Annotated in this window: 22 protein-coding genes; 20 read left to right on the plus strand and 2 right to left on the minus strand. The window is 72.8% G+C overall.

Annotation, left to right across the window (positions count from 1 at the left end; genetic code table 11):
* The first annotated feature begins 10 nt into the window (after window positions 1-10).
* The 12 genes from D466_RS0108415 (at window position 11) to D466_RS0108470 (ending at window position 12,409) form a co-directional block, all read left to right on the plus strand.
* Window positions 11-1,153, plus strand: a complete 1,143-nt coding sequence (locus D466_RS0108415; protein ID WP_018913274.1) for a porin — start codon at window positions 11-13, stop codon at window positions 1,151-1,153.
* 15 nt (window positions 1,154-1,168) lie between these two features.
* Window positions 1,169-2,137, plus strand: a complete 969-nt coding sequence (locus D466_RS0108420; RefSeq protein WP_018913275.1) for an amidohydrolase — start codon at window positions 1,169-1,171, stop codon at window positions 2,135-2,137.
* The gene (locus tag D466_RS0108425; RefSeq protein WP_018913276.1) at window positions 2,134-2,499 is read left to right on the plus strand and encodes a LysR family transcriptional regulator; all 366 of its coding nucleotides are present in this window, start codon (window positions 2,134-2,136) and stop codon (window positions 2,497-2,499) included. Before D466_RS0108420 ends, D466_RS0108425 begins: the two co-directional genes overlap by 4 nt.
* Window positions 2,500-2,576: 77 nt before the next feature.
* A complete protein-coding gene (locus D466_RS0108430) occupies window positions 2,577-4,595 on the plus strand; it encodes an ATP-binding protein (protein ID WP_018913277.1) in 2,019 nt (672 codons plus the stop codon).
* The gene (locus D466_RS0108435) at window positions 4,588-5,277 is read left to right on the plus strand and encodes a response regulator transcription factor (RefSeq protein WP_051083710.1); all 690 of its coding nucleotides are present in this window, start codon (window positions 4,588-4,590) and stop codon (window positions 5,275-5,277) included. The genes D466_RS0108430 and D466_RS0108435 overlap by 8 nt, the downstream gene beginning before the upstream one ends.
* Before the next feature lie 126 nt (window positions 5,278-5,403).
* A complete protein-coding gene (locus tag D466_RS0108440; RefSeq protein ID WP_018913279.1) occupies window positions 5,404-5,886 on the plus strand; it encodes a tripartite tricarboxylate transporter TctB family protein in 483 nt (160 codons plus the stop codon).
* Between the two features lie 10 nt (window positions 5,887-5,896).
* Window positions 5,897-7,417 carry a tripartite tricarboxylate transporter permease gene (locus D466_RS0108445; protein ID WP_018913280.1) on the plus strand — a complete coding sequence of 507 codons (1,521 nt, stop codon included), beginning with the start codon at window positions 5,897-5,899 and terminating at the stop codon, window positions 7,415-7,417.
* The gene (locus tag D466_RS0108450) at window positions 7,414-8,418 is read left to right on the plus strand and encodes a tripartite tricarboxylate transporter substrate binding protein (protein WP_018913281.1); all 1,005 of its coding nucleotides are present in this window, start codon (window positions 7,414-7,416) and stop codon (window positions 8,416-8,418) included. The genes D466_RS0108445 and D466_RS0108450 overlap by 4 nt, the downstream gene beginning before the upstream one ends.
* A 61-nt stretch (window positions 8,419-8,479) precedes the next feature.
* Window positions 8,480-9,457, plus strand: a complete 978-nt coding sequence (locus tag D466_RS0108455; protein ID WP_018913282.1) for a tripartite tricarboxylate transporter substrate binding protein — start codon at window positions 8,480-8,482, stop codon at window positions 9,455-9,457.
* 141 nt (window positions 9,458-9,598) lie between these two features.
* Entirely contained in the window at window positions 9,599-11,293 is a 1,695-nt protein-coding gene (locus tag D466_RS0108460; RefSeq protein WP_018913283.1) for an alpha-glucosidase, read from the plus strand.
* Window positions 11,277-11,870, plus strand: coding sequence for a chromate transporter (locus D466_RS21150; protein ID WP_018913284.1), 594 nt, complete (start codon window positions 11,277-11,279; stop codon window positions 11,868-11,870). Before D466_RS0108460 ends, D466_RS21150 begins: the two co-directional genes overlap by 17 nt.
* Window positions 11,867-12,409 carry a chromate transporter gene (locus tag D466_RS0108470; protein WP_018913285.1) on the plus strand — a complete coding sequence of 181 codons (543 nt, stop codon included), beginning with the start codon at window positions 11,867-11,869 and terminating at the stop codon, window positions 12,407-12,409. Before D466_RS21150 ends, D466_RS0108470 begins: the two co-directional genes overlap by 4 nt.
* Before the next feature lie 28 nt (window positions 12,410-12,437).
* Here D466_RS0108470 and D466_RS0108475 read toward each other — a convergent pair whose 3' ends face one another.
* On the minus strand, window positions 12,438-13,391 hold the full coding sequence (locus D466_RS0108475) for an inorganic phosphate transporter (RefSeq protein ID WP_018913286.1): 954 nt from the start codon (window positions 13,389-13,391) through the stop codon (window positions 12,438-12,440).
* Window positions 13,392-13,550: 159 nt separating this feature from the next.
* Here D466_RS0108475 and D466_RS0108480 point away from each other — a divergent pair, with 159 nt between their 5' ends.
* Genes D466_RS0108480 through D466_RS23880 form a run of 6 tightly spaced genes read left to right on the plus strand, consistent with a single transcriptional unit; the run spans window position 13,551 to window position 20,238 of the window.
* Entirely contained in the window at window positions 13,551-14,582 is a 1,032-nt protein-coding gene (locus D466_RS0108480; protein ID WP_018913287.1) for a MoxR family ATPase, read from the plus strand.
* A gap of 5 nt (window positions 14,583-14,587) precedes the next feature.
* Window positions 14,588-15,589 carry a DUF58 domain-containing protein gene (locus D466_RS22745; RefSeq protein WP_018913288.1) on the plus strand — a complete coding sequence of 334 codons (1,002 nt, stop codon included), beginning with the start codon at window positions 14,588-14,590 and terminating at the stop codon, window positions 15,587-15,589.
* Window positions 15,586-15,996 (plus strand): DUF4381 family protein, encoded by a 411-nt coding sequence (locus tag D466_RS22750; protein ID WP_018913289.1) that lies wholly within the window; start codon window positions 15,586-15,588, stop codon window positions 15,994-15,996. Before D466_RS22745 ends, D466_RS22750 begins: the two co-directional genes overlap by 4 nt.
* Window positions 15,993-17,003, plus strand: coding sequence for a VWA domain-containing protein (locus D466_RS0108495; RefSeq protein WP_051083711.1), 1,011 nt, complete (start codon window positions 15,993-15,995; stop codon window positions 17,001-17,003). The genes D466_RS22750 and D466_RS0108495 overlap by 4 nt, the downstream gene beginning before the upstream one ends.
* Window positions 17,000-18,745 carry a tetratricopeptide repeat protein gene (locus D466_RS0108500; RefSeq protein ID WP_026285042.1) on the plus strand — a complete coding sequence of 582 codons (1,746 nt, stop codon included), beginning with the start codon at window positions 17,000-17,002 and terminating at the stop codon, window positions 18,743-18,745. The genes D466_RS0108495 and D466_RS0108500 overlap by 4 nt, the downstream gene beginning before the upstream one ends.
* Window positions 18,742-20,238, plus strand: a complete 1,497-nt coding sequence (locus tag D466_RS23880) for a hypothetical protein (RefSeq protein ID WP_018913291.1) — start codon at window positions 18,742-18,744, stop codon at window positions 20,236-20,238. The genes D466_RS0108500 and D466_RS23880 overlap by 4 nt, the downstream gene beginning before the upstream one ends.
* A 7-nt stretch (window positions 20,239-20,245) precedes the next feature.
* Here the strand turns inward: D466_RS23880 and D466_RS25120 are convergent, their stop codons facing one another.
* Complete coding sequence (locus D466_RS25120) at window positions 20,246-20,845, minus strand: methyl-accepting chemotaxis protein (RefSeq protein ID WP_026285044.1); 600 nt, start codon at window positions 20,843-20,845, stop codon at window positions 20,246-20,248.
* Between the two features lie 232 nt (window positions 20,846-21,077).
* On the opposite strand from D466_RS25120, the gene D466_RS21165 reads away from it, so the two are divergent.
* Window positions 21,078-21,578 (plus strand): AIM24 family protein, encoded by a 501-nt coding sequence (locus tag D466_RS21165; RefSeq protein ID WP_018913292.1) that lies wholly within the window; start codon window positions 21,078-21,080, stop codon window positions 21,576-21,578.
* 163 nt (window positions 21,579-21,741) lie between these two features.
* Complete coding sequence (locus tag D466_RS0108520) at window positions 21,742-22,323, plus strand: hypothetical protein (RefSeq protein ID WP_018913293.1); 582 nt, start codon at window positions 21,742-21,744, stop codon at window positions 22,321-22,323.
* The last annotated feature ends 64 nt before the right edge of the window (window positions 22,324-22,387 follow it).

The raw sequence follows: 22,387 nt of genomic DNA on the forward strand, positions 1-22,387 counted from the left end.
GGAGACCCCCATGAAGACCCCCAAGCTGCTGGCCCTGAGCTGTGCCGTCGCCGCCGCCTGCGCGATGAACGCGCGTGCCGGCGAAGGCCCCACCGTGTACGGCAACATCGACGTGGGCATCACCCACGCCACCGGCACGCCCGGCGGCTCGCTCACCGAGCTGACCGCGGGCAGCGATTTTCCCGACCAGATCGGCTTTCGCGGCGCCGAGGCGCTGGGCGGCGGCAACTCGGTGATCTACGACCTGGCCACGGGCTTCTGCGGCACGGGCGACTTCACCAACGGCACCGCGGCCACCAGCCTGCCCTCCAACGGCTACTGCACCGGCGGCGGCTTCATGCAGCGCACCTCGCTGCTGGGCGTGAAAGGGCATTTCGGCAAGGTGATCGCCGGGCGCTTCCTGATGCCCGTGTACACCAACGCGGTGTCCATCGACCCCTTCCGCAACGGCACCACGGCGTCCATCACCAGCCTGAACCGCGCGGTGTCGGCCTTCAACTACCTGCGCGAGTCCCAGCTGGTGGAATACGCCACGCCCACGGTCGACGGCTTCAGCGCCCAGCTGGTGTACGGCTTCGGCGCCGTGGCCGGCTCCGTCCAGGCCGGCAGCCTGAGCAACCTGAGCGTGCATTACCAGCACGGGCCGCTGTACCTGGGGGCCGCGTACCTGTACAACGACCACCGCACCGCCACCGCGCTGGAGTCGGGCAAGATCCCGGTAGGCAGCACCGCGTCCACGCACGTGACCCAGTTGTTCGGCCACTACGACCTGCACGTGGCCGTGCTCAGCGCCATGGTGCAGACCTACACCAGCGGCTTTCCCGGCTCGGGCTTCACGCCGGTCAAGGCCTCCACGGCGAGCCTGGACAACCGCTTCTGGATGGTGGGTGCCGCGGTGCCGGCCGGGCGCGGGCAGTTCAACCTGTCGTACTCCCATACCGACAACAAGGAAGTGGCCTCCAGTAACGCCAGCATGATCGGCGTGGGCTATCAGTACTCGCTGTCCAGGTCGACCATGCTCTACGGCGGGCTGAGCCACATCTCCAACGGCAGCGCCGCCGCCTACGGGGTGCACGACGCCACCAACACCTTCGCCGGCAGCTACGGCCAGTCCGCCAACGGGCTCGACCTCGGCCTGCGTCATTCCTTCTGAACCGGGAGCCCGGCCATGCAAGCACTCCGAAACACGATCGCGGCGCTGGCCCTGGCGGCCGGCGCGCTGGGCGCGCCCGCCGCGCAGGCGGCGCAGGCGCCCGGCTTCGCCCTGTTCGACACCCAGGTGCACTTCTACAGCAACGACTTTGCGCACTTTGCGCTGCACGACGAGCACGCGTACATGGGCCAAGCGGTGATGACCCGGCGCGCCGCCGAGCACCCCACGCTGCCGCGGCGCGTGTTCGCCGACTGGAAGCGCGAGGGCGTGGGCGCGGGAGTGGGCATCCAGTACGGCGCCGCCTACGGTGGCGACAACCGCTACCTGCTCTCGGTGGCCTCGCGCTTTCCGGCGCGGGTGCGGCCCGTGGTGATCCTGAACCCCGAGGCTCCCGGCGCGGCGGCCGAGCTGGTGCGGCTGGCGCGCGAGCACGGCGTGGCGGGCTTTCGCAAGCTCGGCCACCGCGCGCCCGACGGCGGCTACCCCTGGCTGCGCACGCCGGGCATGCTGGCGCTGTGGCAGGCCGCCGACGAGCATGGCCTGGTGGTGGAACTGATGCCCTATCCGCGCACGCCGGACCCGCGCTTCCTGCGCGACATCGGCGAACTCGCCGCGCGCTACCCGCACGCGAAGATCGTGCTCGACCACCTGGCCTGGGCCATGGCGGGTCCGGCCCCCGATTTCGGCATCGGCGCACCCTTCGAGGCACTGGCCTCGGCCCGTAACGTGTACTGGAAATTCACCACCGAGAACCTGGAACACGCGCACTTCCAGCCCGAGGCGATGCAGCACCTGGTGCAGCGCGCGGTGCAGGTGTTCGGCGCCGACCACGTGATGTGGGGCTCGGACATGGGCAACACCATGCTGCCCTACCGGCGCATGGTGCAGGCCGCGCTGGTGGCCACCGAAAGCCTCGACGCTGCGCAGCGCCGTGCCGTGCTGCGCACGACCGGCGAGGCCGTCTACGCGGCGCCCAGGCCGTGAGCCTTCCGGGCGTCCGCGACGGGGAGGGCGGGGCCGGCTCCGCGGCGCCTCGCGCGGCGCGCCTGCACCTGCGCCCCGACGCGTTGCAGGGCCTGGTGCTGGCGGCCCAGCTGGGCAGCGTGCGGCGCGCCGCGCGCATGCTGGGCCTGTCGCAGCCGGGCCTGAGCAAGCTGCTGCACGAGCTCGAGGCGCAATTCGGTACGCCGCTGCTGGTGCGCAGCTTCCGGGGCGTGGCGCCGACGCCGCAGGGGAGCGCGCTGATCGGGCCGGCGCGGCGCATCTGCGAGGAACTGGAGCAGTTGCGTCAGTCCATACGCGCCAACCCCGGCCCCCGAAAGGACTGCGGCGGGACCGGTCATTAGCAGCCGGTCGAGATCCCGGGCCCCGTGCCGCGAGGGCCTGCTAGATTGCCGGGACCGCCACGCGCCGCCGCGCTTCGATGAGCACTCCCACCCTGTCCGCCCCCAGCCTGCCCGCGCCGCCCCGGCGCTGGCTGTGGTGGACCATGCTGATCGCGCTGATCGCGGTGGCGCAGACCTGGCTGGTGTGGCTGACCATGGATTTCCAGGCCTCGCGCCAGCAGCAGCGCGTGGACGCCATCACCGCCGAGCTGGCCGCCCAGCTGCGCCACCGCCTGTTCATCGACACCCAGCGCCTGGCGGCGCTGGCCGATTCCACGCAGCCGTCGGGCGAGTGGCGCAGGGAGGCCGCGGCGCTGCTGCTGTCGCAGCGCGAACTGTTGCGCGTGGAGCGGCGCGACGCCTCGCTGAAGGTGATCGGCGCGGTCGACAACCCCTTGCACAAGCCGCTGTTCTCGGTGCTGCCGCGCGACCAGCTGGACTTCGCCACGCAAAGCGCCTGCATCGCCGCGCGCCGAGCCGGAGAGCCGCAGTATTCCCAGAGCTATTTCGTCCCACTGGGCAACGGCCTGGGCGAGGAGGTGATGGACCTGTGCGCCGCGCAGGTCAGCGACGCGCATCTGACGGGCTATCTCGTCGGGTCGATTTCGCTGGGCGCCTTGCTGGAGAGCGTCGAGAGCCCGGATCTGGCGCGCAACCACGAGATCTCCTTCGTCGAAGGCGACGGCACCCGCATCGTGCGTACCGGTTCCCCGCACGGAGCGGGGGTGTTCGTCGCCGACCGCGTGGTGGGAGTGCCCGGCCACAGCCTGCAGCTGCACGTGGACAGCGCCGCGGGGCGCCCGGGGGTGATTCCCAACCTGAGCACCGCGCTGGTGCTCGGGCTGTCCCTGCTGCTGTTCGGCGTGGTGCTGGTCCTGGCGCACGACATGCGGCGCCGGTCGCGCGCCGAACGCGCGCTCGGCGAGTCCCTGGCTTTCCGCAAGGCGATGGAGGACTCGGTGCTGGCGGGGCTGCGCGCCCGCGACATGCAGGGCCGGGTCACCTTCGTCAACCAGGCCTTCTGCGACATGGTGGGCTACACGCCGGGGCAGTTGCTGGGCCGCGGCGAGGAACGCTACTGGCCCGAGGTGGCGGCGGCGCCGGGCGGGCGCCCCGGCTCGCAGGGCCAGGAGGCCGAGTTCGTCTCCAACGCCGGCCGGCGCTTTCCGGTGATGATCCACGAGTCGCCCTTGCTGGACGCCGACGGCCGGCAGACGGGCTGGATCTGCACCGCGCTGGACCTGAGCGCGCAACGCCGTATCGAGGACGTCTCGCGCCTGCAGCAGGAGCGGCTGCAGGCCACGGCCCGGCTGGCCACCGTCGGGGAGATGGCCTCGCTGCTCAGCCACGAGCTCAACCAGCCGCTGTCGGCCATCACCAGTTTCGCCGCCGGCTCGATCAACCTGATGAACGATCCCCAGGGCGCGGCCGAGCCCCCGTTGCTGCTGCAGGCGATGGAGCGCATTGCCGAGCAGTCGGAGCGCGCCGGGCGCATCATCCGCAGCGTGCAGGACTTCGTGCGCCGCCGCGAGCACGAACGCCTGCCCATCGAGGCGGATCTGCTGGTCGAGGCCATCCTGCCGCTGGTGCGCATGCAGGCGCGGCGCAGCTCCGCGCGCGTGGAGGTGCACGTGGCGCAGCCGGCGCCGCGCGTGCTGTGCGATCGCACGATGATCGAGCAGGTGCTGATCAACCTCGCGCGCAACGGCATCCAGGCCATGGAGTCCTGCGTGCAGGAGCCCGAACCGCTGCTGCGCATCGAGGTATTCCCGCTGGGCAACGGCCTGGTCGAGTTCGCCGTGGTCGACCGCGGGCCAGGCGTGGGCGAGGAGCTGCGGGCGCAGATCTTCACGCCCTTCTTCACCACGCGGGAGGAGGGCATGGGCCTGGGCCTGAGCCTGTGCCGCACGGTCATCGAGCAGCACGGCGGCTCGCTGGATTTCGACAATCTGCTCGACGCCACGGGCCGCGTCACCGGAGCGCGTTTCCGGTTTACGCTGACCGCCGCGCCGCGCAGGCGCGCGCAGGCCGCATCGCAGGAGGGCCACGATGCCTGAAGTCCTCGCCGCACAGGCCCCGCTGGGGATTGCGATGGTCTATCTGGTCGACGACGAGGCCGTGGTGCGCGACGCCCTGGCCTGGCTGCTGCGTTCGCGCCGCCTGCTGTGCGAGGCGCATGCCGACGCCGGCTCCTTCCAGGTCATGCTCGACGCGGCGCTGGCGCAGGACCCGGCGTGGCCGCGCGCGCCGTCCTGCCTGCTGCTGGACATCCGCATGCCCGGCACCAGCGGCCTGGCCCTGTTCGAGGAACTGGCACGGCGCGGCTTGTGCCAGGTGTTGCCGGTGATCTTTCTCACCGGCCACGGTGACGTTCCCACGGCGGTGGCGGCGCTCAAGCGCGGCGCCTTCGATTTCGTGGAGAAGCCCTTTTCCAACAACGGGCTGGTGGACCGCATCGAGCTGGCGCTGCGCGCCAGCGAGGCGGTGATCCGCGCCAGGCAGCACCATGACGCGCTGCAGCACCGGCTGCGCGAGCTGACCGAGCGGGAGCGCCAGATCCTGGACCTGATCGCCCGCGGCGAATCCAACAAGGAGATCGCGCGCGAACTGGACATCAGCGTGCGCACGGTGGAAGTCCACCGTTCGCGGGTGTTCGACAAGATGGGCGTGCGCTCGGCGGTGGAACTGGCCAACCGCATGCGCGAGCTGGGTGCCGGACCCCAGGGCCTGCCGCCCTGAGGCCGCGGCGCCCAAGCACAGCCCGGCCGGTACGTAATGTCCACATGCGCCGCGGGCCCGCGGGGTCCTACAGTCTCATGCAACCGTGGCCCGACCGCGGGAACCCCAGAAACCCCGGAGACATGCATGAGCCTGGCGTCCTCGCGCGCGAAAGACCGCATTGGTGCGCTGCTGCTGCTGGCGCTGGGCGCCGGGGTGGCGTGGAGCGGGCATGTCTACGGCGTGGGCAGCCTCACCCGCATGGGCGCGGGCTACTTTCCCCTGCTGCTGGGCCTGCTGACCCTCGGCGTGGGCCTGTTGCTGGGCCTGGGCGCGCTGGCGCGGCGCGCGCCGGGGCCGGCGCCGCGCGATCCGCACCTGCAGCGGCGCCACGGCGCCGACCCGCGCGGCGCCGGCCTGCTGCTGCTGGCCATCGGTGCCTTCATCGTGCTCGGCCGCTACGGCGGCATGGTGCCGGCCACCTTCGCCTGCGTGTTTCTGGCGGCGCTGGCCGACCGCGCCAACCGCCTGCGCGAGGCGCTGCTGCTGGCCGCCGCGGCCAGCCTGCTGGGCTACCTGGTGTTCGGGCTCGGACTGCAGCTGCAGTTCAACGCCTTCCAGTGGGGTTGAGGGCGCGCCCATGGGACACAGCCTGCTCGATCTCTGGTACGGCTTCGGCGTCGCGCTGCAGCCCGCGCATCTGCTGTGGGCGGTGTTCGGCGTGTTGCTGGGCAACATGGTGGGGGTGCTGCCGGGGCTGGGCGCGCTGACCACCATTTCCATGCTGCTGCCGCTGACCTACGCGATGGCCCCGGTGCCGGCCATCCTCATGCTCGCGGGTATTTTCTACGGCTCGCAGTATGGCGGGGCGATCGGCGCCATCCTGCTCAACCTGCCCAGCCATCCGCCGCACGCGGTGACCTGCCTGGACGGCTACCCGATGACCCGTGCCGGGCGTGGCGGAGCCGCGCTGGGCGTGACCATGCTGGCCTCCTTCTTCGCCGCCTCGGTGGGGATCGTGGTGATGATCTTCCTGTCGCCCTACCTGGTGCGCATCGCCTTCAAGTTCGGCCCCGCCGAGGTCAGCTCGATCATGCTGCTGGGCCTGCTCGCGGGCGCCACCATGTCGCGCGGCTCGCCGCTCAAGGGCGTGGCCATGACCCTGTTCGGCATGATGTGCGGCGTGGTCGGCACCGACGTCAACACCGGCGTGCTGCGCCTGACCTTCGGCATGCCCTCGCTCAGCGACGGCGTCGAGCTCGGCGCGCTGTGCATGGGGCTGTTCGCCATCGCCGATTTCCTGGTCACCGTGAACCGCGAGCGGGTCGTGACCGAGCACGCGCGCATGTCCATGCGCGACATGCGCCCGACCCGTGCCGAGCTCAGGCGCTCGCTGATGCCCATGCTGCGCGGAACCCTGGTGGGCACGCTGTTCGGCGCCATTCCGGGGACCGGGCCGACCATCACCACCTTCATCGCCTACGCCCTGGAGCGCAAGGTCTCGCGCCACCCCGAGCGCTTCGGAACCGGCTTGATCGAAGGCGTGGCCGCGCCCGAGGCCGCCTCGCATTCCAAGACTCAGGTGGACTTCATTCCCACCCTCACGCTGGGCATCCCGGGGGACGCGGTGATGGCCTTGCTGCTCGGCGCGCTGATCCTCAAGGGCATCGAGCCCGGGCCGCAGCTGATCACCGCGCACCGCGACATCTTCTGGGGCCTGGTGGCCAGTTTCTGGATCGGCAACGTGCTGCTGCTGGTGCTCAACGTGCCCATGATCGGCGTCTGGGTGCGCCTGCTGCGGGTGCCCTACCGGCTGCTCGTCCCCGCCGCGGTGTTCTTCACCTGCATCGGCGTGTACAGCGGACGCAACAGCCTGTTCGACGTCGGCGAGCTGGCCGTGTTCGGCGTGCTGGGCGCCGTGTTCCTGCTGCTGGAGTTCCCGATCTCGCCCATCATCCTGGGCTACGTGCTGGGCCCGCTGCTGGAGGAGAACTTTCGCCGCGCCCTGCTGCTGTCGCGCGGCGACCTGGGCGTGTTCCTGCACCGGCCGATCAGCGCGGGCTTCCTGGCCGCCTGCTGCCTGGTGCTGGGGGTGCAGCTGGCCTCGTGGATGCGGCGCCTGCGCGTGGCGGTGCCGGTGGCGGGGAGGGCCGTTCCATGAGCGGGCGCGGGTTTCGCAACGCACGCGTGTCGCCGGTCCGGCGCCGCCTGCTGGGCGCGCTGGGCGCGGCCTGGCCGCTGGCGGCGGCGGGTGTCGTGCCCGAGGCCTGGGGCCAGCAGCCGCTGCGCATCATCGTCGGCTACACCGCCGGCGGGGCGGTGGATACGCTGGCGCGCCTGGTGGGCACGGCGCTGTCGCGTTCGCTGCACGAGCCGCTGGTGGTCGAGGACCGCCCCGGGGCCGGGGGCAACCTGGCGGTCAAACTCATGCTGCAAAGCCGCGCCGACGGTCGCACGCTGCTGCTGGCGGCCAACGCGCTGGCGGCGAACGTCTCGCTGTACCAGCCGCCACCCTTCGACCTCGAGCGCGACATCGCGCCGGTGGGCATGATCGGGCGCGTTCCGGTGCTCATCGCCGTGGGCGCGGAATCGCCGCTGCGCAGCCTGGCCGATCTGCTGCGCGGCGCGCGCCGCAAGCCCGACAGCCTGACCTTCGCGTCCCCCGGCATCGGCTCCACGCCGCACCTGGCGATGCTGCAGTTCGAGCACGCCGCGCATGTGCGGCTTCGCCACATTCCCTACAAGGGCGGGGCACCGGCCATCGCCGACGCACTGGCGGGCGAGGTCGACTGCGTGGCCGTCAACGCCCTGGAGGTGGTGGACCTGGCGCGCAGCGGGCGCATGCGCGTGCTGGCGCTGATGAGCCCGCGCCCTTCACCCGTGTTCCCCGGGGTTCCCACCATCGCGCAGTCGGGCTACCCCGGCTTTTCCGCTTCCGTCTGGTACGGGCTGGTGGCGCCCGCCGGCACGCCTCGCCCCACCGTGCTGCGCCTGAACGCGGCGCTGCGCCAGGCCTTGGCCGACCCCGCGGTGCGCCGCCCCCTCCTGGGCGCCGGCGGCGAGATCGATCCGGGAACTCCCGAGCAGTTCCGCCAGTTGCTGCTGTCCGAGCGAGCGCGCTACGCGGCGCTGATCCGCAAGGAATCCATCCGCACCGAATGACGCCCCGGCCCGCGGACGCGGGCGGACGGGCATGGTTTTTCGACCCACAGGAGACACTCGCATGCATCGCAAACCCTGGCGCGCCGCCGCCGCGGCCCTCGGCCTGATCGGAGCCCTGGCCGGCGCTCCGTCCCATGCCGCCGGCTTTCCCGACCGTACCCTGACCATCGTCGTGCCCTTCGCCCCCGGCGGAGGCGTGGACATGATCGGCCGTGTGCTGGCGCAGCAGATGTCCAAGGAGACCGGCCGGACCGTGCTGGTCGACGACCGCCCCGGCGCCAGCGCCAACCTGGGCGCCGGCTACGTGGCGCGCGCCAAGCCGGACGGCTACACCATCCTGCTGGCCGCCAACGGCCTGGCCGCCAACGCCACCTTGTTCCCCGACGCGCCCTTCGATCCGCTGAAGGACTTCGCGCCCGTGGGCAAGGTGGGCGAGGCTCCGCTGGTGGTGATCGTGGCGCGCAAGTCGCGCTTCGACAACCTGAAGCAACTGCTCGACGACGCGCGCGCCCACCCGGGCAAGCTGACCTTCGGTTCGGCCGGCAACGGCAGTTCCCAGCACCTGGCCGGCGAACTGCTCAAGATGGACGCCCACATCCAGGCCCTGCACGTGCCCTACAAGGGCGGCGCGCCGGCCACCACCGACCTGCTGGGCGGGCGCATCGACTTCATGGTGCAGAACCCGCTGGAGGCGCTGCCGCTGCTGCGCTCGCACCAGCTGCGCGCGCTGGCCGTGGCCAGCGACCAGCGCCTGAAGCTGCTGCCCGAGGTGCCCACCGCGGCGCAGGCCGGGCTGCCCGGCTACGAAGCCTCGGTGTGGTGGGGCGTGGTGGCTCCGGCCAAGACCCCGGCGGCGGTCGTGCGCAAGCTCAACGAGTTGCTCGACCAGGCGCTGAACGATCCCGCCACCCAGGCCAAGCTCGAATCCATGGGCGTGGTCGTGCAGCCCGGAACCCGCCAGCAATTCGGCAGCTTCCTGCACGGCGAGGTGTTCAAGTGGCGCAAGGTGATCCAGACCGCGCATATCCACGTCAACTGAGGGGGACACGACGCGGGCGAGGGGCCTGACAATTCGTGGGGCTACTGCGCGCGAGCGCGGCGGCTGGGGCTAAATTGATCGGCTCCCTGCAGCCAGGCACCCGCTGCGCTGCTCCGGCACCCGCACCCCGAGGCCCACGCCATGCGTCCTTCCCCCGCTCCCTCCCGCGACCCCCAGCCCTGGTGGCGCGTCGGCTCGATCTACCAGATCTATCTGCGCAGTTTCCAGGACAGCAACGCCGACGGCATCGGCGACCTGCGCGGCGCGCTGCGCCGCCTGCCCCATGTCGCCCAGCTCGGCGTGGACGCGGTCTGGCTGACGCCGTTTTTCCGCAGCCCGATGAAGGACTACGGCTACGACGTCAGCGACTACCGCGACGTGGATCCGTTGTTCGGCACCCTGGACGAATTCCGCGAACTGGTCGCGCGCGCCCATGAGCTGGGCCTGAAGGTGATGATCGACCAGGTCCTTTCCCACACCTCGGACCGCCATGCCTGGTTCCGCGAGAGCTGCCGCGACGCGCTCAACCCCAAGGCGGACTGGTACGTGTGGGCCGACCCGCTGCAGGACGGCTCGCCGCCCAACAACTGGCTGAGCGTGTTCGGCGGCAGCGCCTGGGAATGGAACACGCGCCGGCAGAAGTACTACCTGCACAACTTCCTCCCCAGCCAGCCCGATCTGAACTTCCACAAGCCGGAGGTTCAGGAAGCCGTGCTCGACTCGGTTCGCTTCTGGCTCGACCAGGGAGTGGACGGCCTGCGCCTGGATACCGCCAACTTCTATTTCCACGATCCCCTGCTGCGCTCGAACCCGGCGCGCGGCTGGCCGGTGGAAAGCGACCCGGCGGTGACGGCGGTCAACCCCTACGCCTGGCAGCGCCACGTGTACGACAAGAGCCGCCCCGAGAACCTGCCCTTCCTGCGGCGCCTGCGGGCCCTGCTCGACGCCTATCCCGGTACCGCCATGGTCGGTGAGATCGGCGACGACGACGGCATCGGGCGCATGGTCGAGTACACCCAGGGCGGCGACAAGCTGCACATGGCCTACAGCTTCGACCTGCTGGGTCCGCGCCACGACGCCCCCTTCCTGCACGCCATGCTCGAGCGCCTGCTGCGCATCCTCGGCGACGGCTGGCCCTGCTGGTCGTTGTCCAACCACGACGTGCCCAGGCTGGCCAGCCGCTGGGGAGGCGAGCATCCCGACCCGCGCCTGCTGCGCCAGGCCGCGGCCTTGCAGATGACCCTGCTCGGCACGCCCTGCGTGTACCAGGGCGACGAACTCGGACTGGAGGAGGCCGAGCTCGCGGAAGGCGATTTGCGCGATCCCTACGGCATCGCCATGTGGCCGGAGTTCAAGGGGCGCGACGGCTGCCGCACGCCGATGCCCTGGGATGCCGCGCAGCCCTGCGCCGGCTTCAGCGAGGGCACGCCCTGGCTGCCGCTGTGCTCACGCCATCGCGCGCACGCGGTGGCGGGGCAGGCGCCCGGGGGGCTGCTCGAGTTCTACCGCCGGCTGCTGGCGTGGCGCCGCGCCGAGCCCGCGCTGCACGGCGGCACCATGCAGCTGCTGGAGCCGCACGAGCAGCTGCTGGCGTACACCCGCGAATCCGAGCGGCACGGCCGGCGTGTGTTGTGCGCATTCAACTGCAGCGACAAGCCGCTGCGCTGGCACCTGCCCGCGGGCTTCGAGGGGGCAGGGCAGGCGCCGCGAGACGGCGTCGAATTCGACCACGGCGCCGCGCTGTTCGAGCCCTGGGGCTTCCTGCTGGCCGAAGCCGGGCAGGAGGCCGCGGCTGCGCCGCGCGGCGTACAGGACACCCATGGACCCGACACCTGACACCGATTCCGCCGCGCCCGCGGCCCAGCCCTCGCTGGGTTGCGCCCAGTTGTTCTGGATGTTCACCCACATCACCATGCTGGGATTCGGGGGCGTGCTGCCCTGGATGTACCGCGTGCTGGTGGAGCGCAAGCGGGTGCTCTCGCCCGAGGAGTTCCGCGAACTCCTCGCGCTGGGCCAGGTGCTGCCCGGCCCGTCGATCTGCAACATGGCCGTGATGGTCGGCTGGCGCCACGCCGGCGTCGCCGGCGGCGCTTGCGCGCTGGCCGGCATGATGCTCGGGCCGATGGTGCTGGTGATCCTGCTCGGCCTGGGCTACGAGAGCCACGGCCGCGCGCCGCTGCTGGCCTCGGTGCTGGCCGGCATGTCCGCCGCCGCCGCCGGGCTGATCGTGGTCATGGCCCTGCGCATGGCCGCCGGGCTGCCACGGCGGGGACGCAACCTGCTGGTGGCCGGGCTGGCCCTGCTGGGCATCACCGTGCTGCACCTGCCGCTGTGGATGGTGCTCGCCGGGCTCGCCCCGGTGGGCATGGTGCTGCTGCGCCGCGAGCGGTCCCGGGTGGGCGGCGCGTCATGAAGGCGCAGCTGCTGATCGCCTGGGCGATCTTCAAGTACTTCTGCGGCATCTCGATGATGGCCGTGGGCGGCGGCGTGGTCTCGCTGACCCCCCAGATCTACCGCTTCGTCGTCGTCGAGCACCATTGGCTCAGTCCCCAGGGCTTCGTCGCCGCCTTCAGCATCGCGCAGGCGGCGCCCGGCCCGAATTTCCTCTACGCCACGCTGGTGGCGCTGCAGGCCGGCGGCGTGCTGGCCGCGGTGGGCGCCACGCTGGCCCTGGTGGTGCCTCCGGCCGTGCTGACCCTGGTGGCGCTGACCGTGCGCCTGCGCGGGCGCGCCAGGGAACTGATGGGGCTGCTGCGCTTCTCGCTGTCCCATGTGGCCGTGGGCATGATGCTGGCCACCGCGATCTCCCTGGTCGCCGCCGCCGACACCGGCTGGGCGACCGCGGCGCTGACCGCGCTGACCGTGGTGGCGGTGATGCGCTGGAAGGTGCACCCGCTGGCGCTGATCGGCGCCGGGGCGCTGGGCGGGCTGCTGCTGGGCCTGCACGGCTGAGCAGCGAGGGTGCGTCCCGTGCGCGGGCCTACAGGGCCCGGCTCGCCAGCGCCAGCAGGTAGCCGAGCAGGGCGCCGGCCGCCGGGCCGATCAGCCATCCGCGCACCACGCCCAGCATCACCCGCGTGTCGATGGTCTCGCGCCCGCGCGCGACGCCCGTGCCCGCCATGGCGCCGATCAGCGCCTGGTTCATGGAGGTGAAGTAGCCGAAGGCCACCGCCGTCAGCACCACCAGCGCCTGCACCAGCTGCGCCGCCGTCGCCATGGGCAGGTCCACCCGGACCATGTCGAAGGCCACGCGCCGCAGCAGCGGGCGCCCCCAGGTGAGCACGCCCGCGGCCAGCCCCAGGCCGCCCACGAAGCCGGCCAGCAGCGGGCCGCACAGTCCGGTGGACAGGAACACGGCGGTGGCGTTGGACACGTCGTTGGCGCCCATGGCCACCGAGGCCGCGCCGCCCACCACCACCAGCGCGCGCGCCACCGCGGGCGCCGCGCGGGTGCCGGCGCGCAGGCCCGGCAGGCGGTCGAACAGGCGGGTGAAGGCGTAGCCCAACGCGAAGGCGGCCACCGGCGCCAGCACCCACAGCAGCGCCAGGCGGGCAATCGTTCCCCAATGGATGTGCAGGCCCAGCGCCGCGGCCGCTCCGACGATGCAGAACACCAGGATCTGGATGGTCGACGTGGGAATGCGCAATTGGGTGAACAGCGTGGTCAGCGCGAAGGCGGCCGCGATCACCGCGATGGCCGCCGGCGTGGCCAGCCGGCCGCCGGCCACGATGCCGTGCCCGACGTGCACCAGCACGCCATGGCTGAGCAGGGTGGCGCCGAGCAGGGTCAGCGGCGCCATGGTCCACAGCGCCGCGCGCGCGCCGATGCTGCCGCTGGCATGCGGCATGCCCATGCAGGCCCCGGTGTAGTGCGCGCCCATGCTCCACGCGAAACCCAGCGCCAGCAGGACCAGAAGAATGTCGGGAAGGCTCATCGAAGCAGCGGGGAAGGAGGTCGCAGGATCCTATCGCCGACGCGCCCGAGCCGTGCGCCTCCAGGGTTGACCCGCTTGACCGAGAAAGTGAGCAAATGCGAATATCCTTAAACACGCATAATTGCGGATTCCCCGGGCCCGCCGGGCCACGAGGCCACGATGCAGCCAGCCGCCACGCTCCCCACCCCCCACGGCCCCCTGGACTCCGCTGCCGCGGGGAACGGCGGCGCCGACCCCTGCCAGGCCGCGGTGGGGGTCCTGCGCGAGCAGCTCGCGCAGGACATCGTCGGCCAGCAGGCGCTGCTGGACCGCCTGGTGGTCGCGCTGCTCAGCGGCGGCCACCTGCTGGTGGAAGGGCTGCCGGGCCTGGCCAAGACCACCGCCATCAAGGCCCTGGCGCGGGCCGTGCACGCCAGTTTCCAGCGCGTGCAGTTCACCCCCGACCTGCTGCCCGGCGACCTGACCGGCGGCGACGTGTACCTGCCGGCCGAGGGGCGCAGCCGCTTCGTCGAGGGTCCGCTGTTCCACGACATCGTGCTGGCCGACGAGATCAACCGCGCGCCGGCCAAGGTGCAATCGGCGCTGCTGGAGGCCATGCAGGAAGGCCAGGTCACGGTGGGCGGCCGCAGTCACGCGCTGCCGCCCCTGTTCCTGGTGATGGCCACGCAGAATCCGCTGGAACAATCCGGCACCTACCCGTTGCCCGAGGCCCAGCTCGACCGTTTCCTGCTGCACGTCGTGCTCGACTATCCCAGCGCGGAGCAGGAGCGCCGCATCCTGGACCTGGACCTGGCGCGCGCCGGCGAGCCGGCGGGCCAGGCGAGGGCCGTGATCGATGCCGCGCTGGTGCTGCAGGCGCGGCGCCAGGTACGCCGCGTGCACCTGGCCGAATCGCTGCGCGCGAGCATCGTCGATCTGGTGCGCGCCACCCGCGAGCCGCGGTCGCCCGACGCGGACTTGCCGGACCTGGTCGAGGCCGGCGCATCGCCGCGCGCCGTGCTGGCGCTGGCCCACGCCGCACAGGCGCTGGCCTACCTGCGCGGGCGTGACTACGTGGTGCCGGAGGACATCGTCGAACTCGCGCCCGACGTGCTGCGCCACCGCATCGTGCTGCACCCGCAGGCGCGGCTGCAGGGCGTGGACGCCGACTCGCTGGTGCGCGAGCTGTTGCGGGCGCGCGAGATCGCCTGAATCCCATGGTCACGGCCCGGCGCAACGCGGACGGCGCGCAGGCCGCCGCGCCTCCCGGAAGCTTCGCGCTGCTGGAGCCGGCCGACTGGCGCGAACTCGCGCCGCTGCTCGCCGCTCGCGCGCAGCCGCAATTCGAGCCAGGGCCCGCGCGCCCGGACCGCGCCGGCGAGGCCCCGTCGCGCCTGGCCGGCCGCGGCCAGGACTACGCGCAAAGCCGTCCCTACCAGGCCGGCGACGACATGAGGTTCATGCACTGGGCGCTGCTCGCGCGCACCGGCAGGCCCTATGTGCGCGTGTTCGAGCAGGAACGCAGGCTGGCCTGGCACGCGCTGGTGGACGTGCATGGTTCGATGCTGTTCGGCACGCGCGCGCGCACCAAGGCCGCGCAGGCGGCGCGCAGCGCGCTGGCAGGCGCGGCACGGCAGGTCTCGCGCTGGCCGCTGTCGCGCGTGGAGGCGTCGTTGTGGACGCCGCTGGGCGTGCAGACCCGCTCCTTCGGCAGCGGCCACGCCGCGGTGCGCAGCCTGGCCGCGTGGCTGGCCGGGCAGCGCATCGTGCCGCCCTGCGCCGCGACCGCAGCGCAGCGAGCACGGGCGGCCGAGGTCTCGCGCACGGCCCTGGAGTCCTGGGCCGCCATCATGCGGCGGGCTTCGGTGCAGCCCACGCAGATGCTGCTGTGCAGCGACTTCGACTGGCTGGACGCCCGGGCCGGCGCCTGCCTGGCCGGACTGGCCGACGAGGCGCGCATGGCCGCGGTGGAAGTGTTCGACCCCGCCGAGGCGGCGCTGCCCGAGTTGCCGCCCGCGCGCTTCGCCGATGGCACCAGCGGCGCCACCGGATGGCTGGCGCCGGGGAGGTCCGCGCGCGAGGCCTTCGCGCGCGAGGCCCTGGCTCGACGCGAGCGCCTGCAGCGTCGCCTGCGGGCGCTGCGCATGGCGTCGGTCCGCAGTTGCACCACTGATTCCGCGGCGCGGATCCAGGCGCTGCTGGCCGGGCTGGACTCATGATCGACCGCCTCGCCGCGCTCGCCGACATCGTGCCGCCGCGCCCGGTCGCGCCTCCACCCGCGGTGTCGCCGTGGCAGGGCGGCACCACGTGGTGGCTGGCCGTGGTGGTGCTGCTGGCGGTCCTGGCGCTCGTGGTCTTCGCCGCAGGCCGGTGGGCTCGCCAGGCGCTGCGCCGGCGGCGTGCCCGTGCACGCCTGCTGCGCACGCGTGCACGGCTTCGCGCCGGTCCGGCGGATGCGCCGGTCGCGCCGCTGCTGGCCGCCGTGTTCGAGGATCTGCGCCGCGCCGGACTGCCCGAGCCCGGCGCCGGGGACGCGGCCCGTGGCCCGCACCAACGCCTGCTCTACGCCCGCGAGGTCGGCGCCGCTGCGCTGTGCGACTACCTGGACCAGCGCCTGGCGCCATGATGCAGCCACTGCTCCACGCGTGGATCCAGCTCGTCTGGGCACGGCCCTGGGCCTTCGGCCTGCTGCCGCTGGCCGCGGGTGTCGGCTGGCTCAGCTTGCGGCGCGGCGCCCACGCGGGCGAGGGCGCCATGCTGTACCTGCACCCGCGGCTGTTCGGGCTGCTGGACGCACGGGCGCCGCGCAGTTCGGCGGCGCTGCGCGCCTGGCTCGTGGCCGGCGCCTTCGCCTGCTGGGGGATCGCCCTGGCGCAGCCCGAGCTGCCCGGCCCCTGGCTGCGCCCCCCGGCGCAGGGACGCGACGTGGTCGTCCTGCTCGACACCACCTTGTCCATGACCCTGAACGACCTGCGCTGGAACGGCGCTCCCGCCGAGCGCCTGGCGGTGGTCAAACAGGTGTTCGCGGGTTTCGTGCGCGGCAGCCCCGGCGACCGCTTCGGCATCATCGCCTTCGGCGCGCGCGCCGCCACGCTGCTGCCGCCCACCTTCGACCGCCGCGTGGCGCTGCGCATGCTGCGGCGCGCCCGCGCCGACCTGCTGGGCGACGGCGGCTGCCTGGGCGACGCGATCGGCCTGGCCCTGCGCCAGGTGGCCCGCCAGGGCGGCCGCAGGCCCGTGCTGGTGGTCTACTCCGACGATGGCTGGACCCAGGGCGGCCACGTCAGCCCGGCCCAGGCCACCGCCCTGGCGCGCGCGCTGGGCGTGCGCGTGTTCGCCGTGCAGGTCGGCGGCCGGCCGGCCGACGGGCGCCCCTACGAGGTGCCGGCCTTCGACGCTCCGCAGCCGGACCTGCGGGACATCGCGCGGCTCACCGGCGGTGCCTACTTCTACGCTGCCGACGCCGGCGCCCAGCAGCGCGCCATCCGGGCCATCGCCGCGTCCGCACCGACCCTGCGGCCGGCGCCCAGCCGCCGCCAGGCGCATGGGCTGTTCGCGTGGCCGCTGGCCTGCGGCGCCTTGCTGCTGCTGGCGCAAGCCGCCGGATCCGCGCGCACGGGGAGCCGGGCGTGACGGGGCTGCTCGCCGGCCTGCACTGGGCCCACCCCTGGGCCTGGCTGTGCCTGGGCCTGCCGCTGGGCCTGGCCCTGTGGCGTCGCCGTGCCCGCGGCCTGCAAGCGCGCGAGGCGCTGGCCTATGCCGATGCGCATCTGCACGCCTGGGCCTTGCACGCCCGGTCGCCCCGCGCGGGTCTGGCGCGCCGCATGGCCGAGGCCCTGCTTTGGCTGCTGACGGCGGCCGCGCTGGCCGGACCGCGCCAACTGCTCGCGCTGGATGCCGCGGGCGCGGCACGCGCGCAGCACCGCGTGGACGTGATGGTGGTGCTGCGGGTTCCGGCTCGGGACACCGACACCCTCGCGGCGTCGCGCATGGCCCTGCACGAACTGCAGCGCCGGCTCCAGGGCGAGCGCCTCGGGCTCGTGGTGTACCGCCGGGGCGCCGGCTTGCTGCTGCCCTGCACGGACGACCCCGCGCTGTTCGACGATTTTCTGGATCGGGCCGGGCCCGCGCTGCTCGGCGAAAGCCGCGGCGACGGTCTGCCGGCCGCGCTGTGGCTGGCACGGCGCGAACTCGCGCGCGAGCCCGGCGCGTCGCGGGCCGTGTTGCTGCTGGCCGGCGCCGGCGTATCCCCGGAGGACTCCGCGGGCGCCGCCGGGCCGCGGGGCCTGGAGCGCGAGGCGCGCGGCCTCGAGGCGGCGCGCCTGCCGCTGTTCCTGCTGTGGACCGGCCCCGGCGAGATCGACCCCGCGCTGCAGGCGCTGGCGCGCCGCAGCGGGGGCGCCAGCGCGGCGCTGGACAGTCCCCAGGCCTGGACCCTGCTGTACGGCCGGGGCATCGCGCGCCTGCCCTCCAACCCCGCGCCGCCCGGCAGCGAGCCGGTGTGGCGCGAGCTGTACGCGCTGCCGCTGGCCGCCGCCTTGCTGCTGTTGGCCTGGCTGCAGGTGCCGCAGTTGCGCCGTGCACGCGCCACGATCCCTCCGGCCCTGCTGCTGCTCGCGGCCCTGGGCCTGGCGGGCACGCAGGCCATGTTGCCGCGTGCCCAGGCCGGCGAGGCGCCCGCCCACCAGGAACAGGCATGGGCGGCCTGGCAGGCCTGGAGCCGCCACGACTACGCCGCCTGCGCCCGGCTGTACGCGGGCCTGCCGGGTTTCGACGCGCACCTGGGCGAGGGCGACTGCGCCTACCGCGCCGGCCGGTGGCCTCAGGCCGCGGCGGCCTTTCGCCGCGCCATGCTCGGCACCCCGGACGACGCCCGGCGCGCTCTGGCCCTGTACAACCTGGGCAATGCCGCCTTTCACCTGCAGGGCGGGCTGCGCGAGGCGATCGACGCCTACCGCGCCAGCCTGGCGCTGCGCCCCGGCGACCCCGGCGCCGTGCGCAACCTGCGCCTGGCGCAGGCGCAGTGGGCGCAGGAACACCCCGAACAGGCCATGGCGGCGATGCGCAAGCGCGGCACGCCGCAGGGCGCCGGACGCTTCGGGGACACGGCCGACACCACGCCCAGCAGCATGGCGGCGCGCCGCAAGCCCCGGCAGGCGCAGGGCTACCAGGACACGCGGCTGCAGGCTGGCGGCCGCCTGCAGGCATCCGGTGTCCAGCCCGGCTCCGAGGCCCCGGGCCTGGCCCTGGACCCGGCCGAACTGCGGGCCGCCCGGCGCGCCGTGCCCTGGCTGCACGACCACCGCGGCGCCCTGCTGCGCGCGCTGGTGCGCCAGGACAGCGGCGAGGCGGCCGACCGGCCGGAGGGGCCATGAGCTTCGGCATGAGCTTGGGCCTGGGGCTATGCGTGGCCCTGGGGCTGACCGATGCTGCCATGGCCTCTGCGTCAACGCCGCCCGCCGCCGCGACCCGCGCCGGTGCAGCGGCGCCTGCCCTGGTGTGCAGCCTGCGTCCCGCCCAGCCGGTGCTGGGGCATGCGCTGCGCTGGCAGATCCGCGCGCGCGGCCTGGCGCCGCTGCCGCCTCTGCAGCCCGCGCAACTCGGCCAGACCTGGCTGCTGCAGGGCCAGTCCAGCGAGCGCGCTTCCGGCCCTGGCGGCTCTTCGCAGACGATGGTGCTGCGCTTGTTTCCCTTGGCCGCGGGCCGGCTGCGCCTGCCGGAGCTGCGCGCGGGCGGCGCGCGCTGCCCGCCGCGCCGCGTACGCATCGCCGCGGCCGAAGCCGGGCAGGCGCCCCTGTACGTGGCCGCGCGTGTGGTCACGCCGGGCGCCACCGTGGGCCAGGCCCTGCGCATCGAACTCGACGTCGCAGACGGAGGCGGCCTGGCCTGGGAGCCGCTCACCGTCCGTTCGGACGACGGCATCCTGCACCCCCTAGGCTCGCTGGACACGCGCGCCGCCGACGGCGCCGTCGAAGTGTTGCGCCTGAGTTGGAGTTTCACGCCCACCCACGCGGGGGACTTCACCGTGCGCTTCGGCTTGTTGCGAGGGCACCGTTTCGGCGAACTCCTCGTGTTCCCGATCGCCTCGCTGCAAGGGTCGGTGCGGCCCTTGCCGGCCTACTGGCCCGCCGGCTGGCCGGTGGGGCACGCCACGCTGCGGGTGCAGCCGGCACCGCGGCGCCTCGAACTCGGCGCGGCCGGCGTGTTGCGCGCGCGGCTCGATGGTGTGCAGGTGGGGCGCCAGGCCCTGACGGCGATGCTGCGGGCCGACGCGCACGCTCCCGGCTTGCGCATCGGCGAGCCGCGTCTGCGCAGGCTCGCCGGCCCGGCGCTCGGAGCCGCGCCGGCCTGGGACATCGAGCTGCCCTGGCGCGCGGAGCGGGCGGGGCGCCTGGCCTATCCCCGCCTGCGCCTGGCCTACTACGACCCCGAGCGCGGCGCGCCGGGGCTGGCGCTGGCCGACTGGGGCGGGGTGCAGGTGCACGACCCGCGCCCGCTGCGCATCGTGCGGGCCCTTGTGGCCGTGGGCGGCCTGGTGCTGCTGCTGGCCCTGCTGCGCCTGGGCGTGCAGGCCGCGCGCATCGCCCGTTGCCGCGCGCGCTGGCGCCGCATCGCCCGGCGCGGCGACGTCGCGGCGCTGCGCGGCCTGTGGCGCCAGGCCCGCGAGAGCGGGGACCCGGACGCGATCACCCTGCGCACCTGGGTGGCCGCCCAGCGCTGTGGGGGGCGCGCGCCGAGTGGGACGAATCTCAAGCGCTCGATCGACCCCTTGATCGACCCCTTGATCGACCCCTTGATCGACCCCTTGATCGAGCGCATGCTCGATCGTGATCAGCGGCGCCTGTACGCCCCGCCGCGCAAGCCCTGACAGGCTGTCAGGCGCGGCCCCGGGTCTGCACCCGCTCAGGCGGGAAGCGCCCGGGCCTGCGTGCCGCCGGGCGCATGGCGCCACTGCGGCGCAGGCGCGGCGCTGCGGCCCGACTCCCGCGATGCGCCCGGAGCCTGCGGCAGCTCGTGCCCGGAGCTGGCCGGATCCGCGGCCTCGGGCAGCCGGAATTGCGCCACCGCGTCGCGCAGGCCCTGCGCGCGGCCTCGATGGCCGCGTTCAAGGCCAGCATGTTGGTCTGGTAGGCGATGTCGTCGATCACCGAGATCTGATCGGCGATGGCCTGCATGTCCCCCAGGGTCTTGCGCAGCGCCTGGCGGATCTGCGTTTCCTGCGGAACCACCTGTTGCTCGAACACGTCCTGCGCGCGGTTGCCGTCCTGCTGCACGGCCAGCATGGCCGTCACCGCCTGCTCGTAGCGCTGGCGCTGCTGGCGGATGGAATCGAGCAGCTCCAGCATGTCCGGCGCGGACAGCAGGCGCTGCAGCGCATCGATCTGCTCCAGGTTGGCGGCCAGTTCCTTGCGCAGCTTCAGGTCCAGCAGGCCCTGTTCGGCCGGGTCCTTGTTCGCCACCACCCTGTCGAACACCCTCGGAAACGCGAGGCGTCCCGGGAGGGGACGACCGGGCGCAGGGTCATTCCGGGCGGGCAAATATGGCGGTTCCACCGTGCCCGAGGCGCGCGACATCGATCGTCGCGGACTCATGGCCGCCTCGCGAAAGCTCCTGTCCGAGGATTCGCTGTGCTCGGCGAACCTTCCCACGCAGCCGCCGAGTCCGCCCATGCAAGGAGCAAGGACAGCGCGCATCCAGGAGTGATTCATGCAGCATCGCATTCTCGGCACCACCATGCCCGTTCTCGAGATCACCCTCGATCGCGGCCAGAGCATCTTGGCTGAAACGGGCGAGTTCTCGTGGATGGACGACGACATCCAGATGCGCACCTCGACCAGCGGAGGAGGGGCCGGCGGTCTGTTCGGCGCACTGGGCCGCGCGCTGAGCGGAGGTACCTTGTTCATGACCGAATATGCCTCGGAGCGCGACGGCGCGCGCGTGGCGTTCGCATCGCACTTGCCGAGCACCATCACGCCGGTGGAACTCGACGGGCGCGCCGGATACATGGTGCACAAGCATGGCTTCGTCTGCGCCACCCCGGGCGTGAACTTCAGCCTCGGGCGGCAGCAGCGCCTGGGCGCCGGAGTGTTCGGCGGAACCGGCTTCGTGCTTCAGAAACTCTCGGGCTGCGGGCAGGCCTTCGTCGAACTGGGCGGCGAATGCGTGGTGCGTGACCTGGCGCCGTACCTGCCGCAAAAGCGCGACTGAGCGGGGAGGGAGGCGAGCCGTACAAAGCGCAGGGCTGCTTCGCAGTCCGAGCCCATGGAGTGCGGGGGCGCCTTAGCATGCGGCAGGTGGGCGTGAAGCTCGCCGTGGCGACCATTCATCCCTTGGACTTCCCCGTTGAAACCCGTCGCGAGCAGACCCTTCCATGCCGTATCCGAAAGGCGCATTCACATCCATCCTGTTTCCCACCTTGCTGTTCGGGGCCATCGGCCCGCTGCTGGGCACGCTGATCGAGTCCGTTCGGATAGCGTGGGACCCGATTCAATACGCTTGGTTCTTGTTCCAGAGCGGGAAGTCCATCAGGCCGGCGACGAGCTGGTTGTTCACTTCGGAGTGGGTCGGCATCGCGGTCCTCGCTTACTACTTCGCCGTCATTCCCGCCATGCTCACCGGGACGGCAGTCGGAGCCTTGCGCAGGAGCGTCGTGTACCGCCATGGCTATCTGGTTGCCGGCTTGCTCGGCGGCCTGCTGGGATGCGCGATCGCCGTGGGCTACGGCTTGTTCGGTACCCTCTGGCCGGTTGATTCCCGGGACGCCAAAATGTTTTTCGAATGGCTTGCTCCGCTGCGCGAGGGACGTGTTCCACAGGGACTTCCCCCCATTTTTCTCTTTCCTACCCTGGTGCGCGCGGGCTTTGGCGCGGGGTTTCTCGGGACCATGGTCTACAGGCGAGCGTGGCGCTGCGAAATCCCGCCTGCTGCCGAGCCCAGTGGCGTACCTGGTTGAAGCGGCGGCATTCGGCGAGCCCTACAGTTTCGTTGTGTGAAACTGCATGCGTGCTCCGCGCAAA

This window comes from Thiomonas sp. FB-6 (assembly GCF_000377645.1).
Taxonomy (GTDB): Bacteria; Pseudomonadota; Gammaproteobacteria; order Burkholderiales; family Burkholderiaceae_C; genus Thiomonas_A.

Excerpts from the sequence above, each read along its gene's own strand:
- D466_RS0108415 (WP_018913274.1), top strand. The coding sequence starts at position 11 with ATGAAGACCCCCAAGCTGCTGGCCCTGAGCTGTGCCGTCGCCGCCGCC.
- D466_RS0108420 (WP_018913275.1), top strand. The coding sequence starts at position 1,169 with ATGCAAGCACTCCGAAACACGATCGCGGCGCTGGCCCTGGCGGCCGGC.
- D466_RS0108430 (WP_018913277.1), top strand. The coding sequence starts at position 2,577 with ATGAGCACTCCCACCCTGTCCGCCCCCAGCCTGCCCGCGCCGCCCCGG.
- D466_RS0108435 (WP_051083710.1), top strand. The coding sequence starts at position 4,588 with ATGCCTGAAGTCCTCGCCGCACAGGCCCCGCTGGGGATTGCGATGGTC.
- D466_RS0108440 (WP_018913279.1), top strand. The coding sequence starts at position 5,404 with ATGAGCCTGGCGTCCTCGCGCGCGAAAGACCGCATTGGTGCGCTGCTG.
- D466_RS0108445 (WP_018913280.1), top strand. The coding sequence starts at position 5,897 with ATGGGACACAGCCTGCTCGATCTCTGGTACGGCTTCGGCGTCGCGCTG.
- D466_RS0108450 (WP_018913281.1), top strand. The coding sequence starts at position 7,414 with ATGAGCGGGCGCGGGTTTCGCAACGCACGCGTGTCGCCGGTCCGGCGC.
- D466_RS0108455 (WP_018913282.1), top strand. The coding sequence starts at position 8,480 with ATGCATCGCAAACCCTGGCGCGCCGCCGCCGCGGCCCTCGGCCTGATC.
- D466_RS0108460 (WP_018913283.1), top strand. The coding sequence starts at position 9,599 with ATGCGTCCTTCCCCCGCTCCCTCCCGCGACCCCCAGCCCTGGTGGCGC.
- D466_RS21150 (WP_018913284.1), top strand. The coding sequence starts at position 11,277 with ATGGACCCGACACCTGACACCGATTCCGCCGCGCCCGCGGCCCAGCCC.
- D466_RS0108470 (WP_018913285.1), top strand. The coding sequence starts at position 11,867 with ATGAAGGCGCAGCTGCTGATCGCCTGGGCGATCTTCAAGTACTTCTGC.
- D466_RS0108475 (WP_018913286.1), bottom strand. The coding sequence starts at position 13,391 with ATGAGCCTTCCCGACATTCTTCTGGTCCTGCTGGCGCTGGGTTTCGCG.
- D466_RS0108480 (WP_018913287.1), top strand. The coding sequence starts at position 13,551 with ATGCAGCCAGCCGCCACGCTCCCCACCCCCCACGGCCCCCTGGACTCC.
- D466_RS22745 (WP_018913288.1), top strand. The coding sequence starts at position 14,588 with ATGGTCACGGCCCGGCGCAACGCGGACGGCGCGCAGGCCGCCGCGCCT.
- D466_RS22750 (WP_018913289.1), top strand. The coding sequence starts at position 15,586 with ATGATCGACCGCCTCGCCGCGCTCGCCGACATCGTGCCGCCGCGCCCG.
- D466_RS0108495 (WP_051083711.1), top strand. The coding sequence starts at position 15,993 with ATGATGCAGCCACTGCTCCACGCGTGGATCCAGCTCGTCTGGGCACGG.
- D466_RS23880 (WP_018913291.1), top strand. The coding sequence starts at position 18,742 with ATGAGCTTCGGCATGAGCTTGGGCCTGGGGCTATGCGTGGCCCTGGGG.
- D466_RS21165 (WP_018913292.1), top strand. The coding sequence starts at position 21,078 with ATGCAGCATCGCATTCTCGGCACCACCATGCCCGTTCTCGAGATCACC.
- D466_RS0108520 (WP_018913293.1), top strand. The coding sequence starts at position 21,742 with ATGCCGTATCCGAAAGGCGCATTCACATCCATCCTGTTTCCCACCTTG.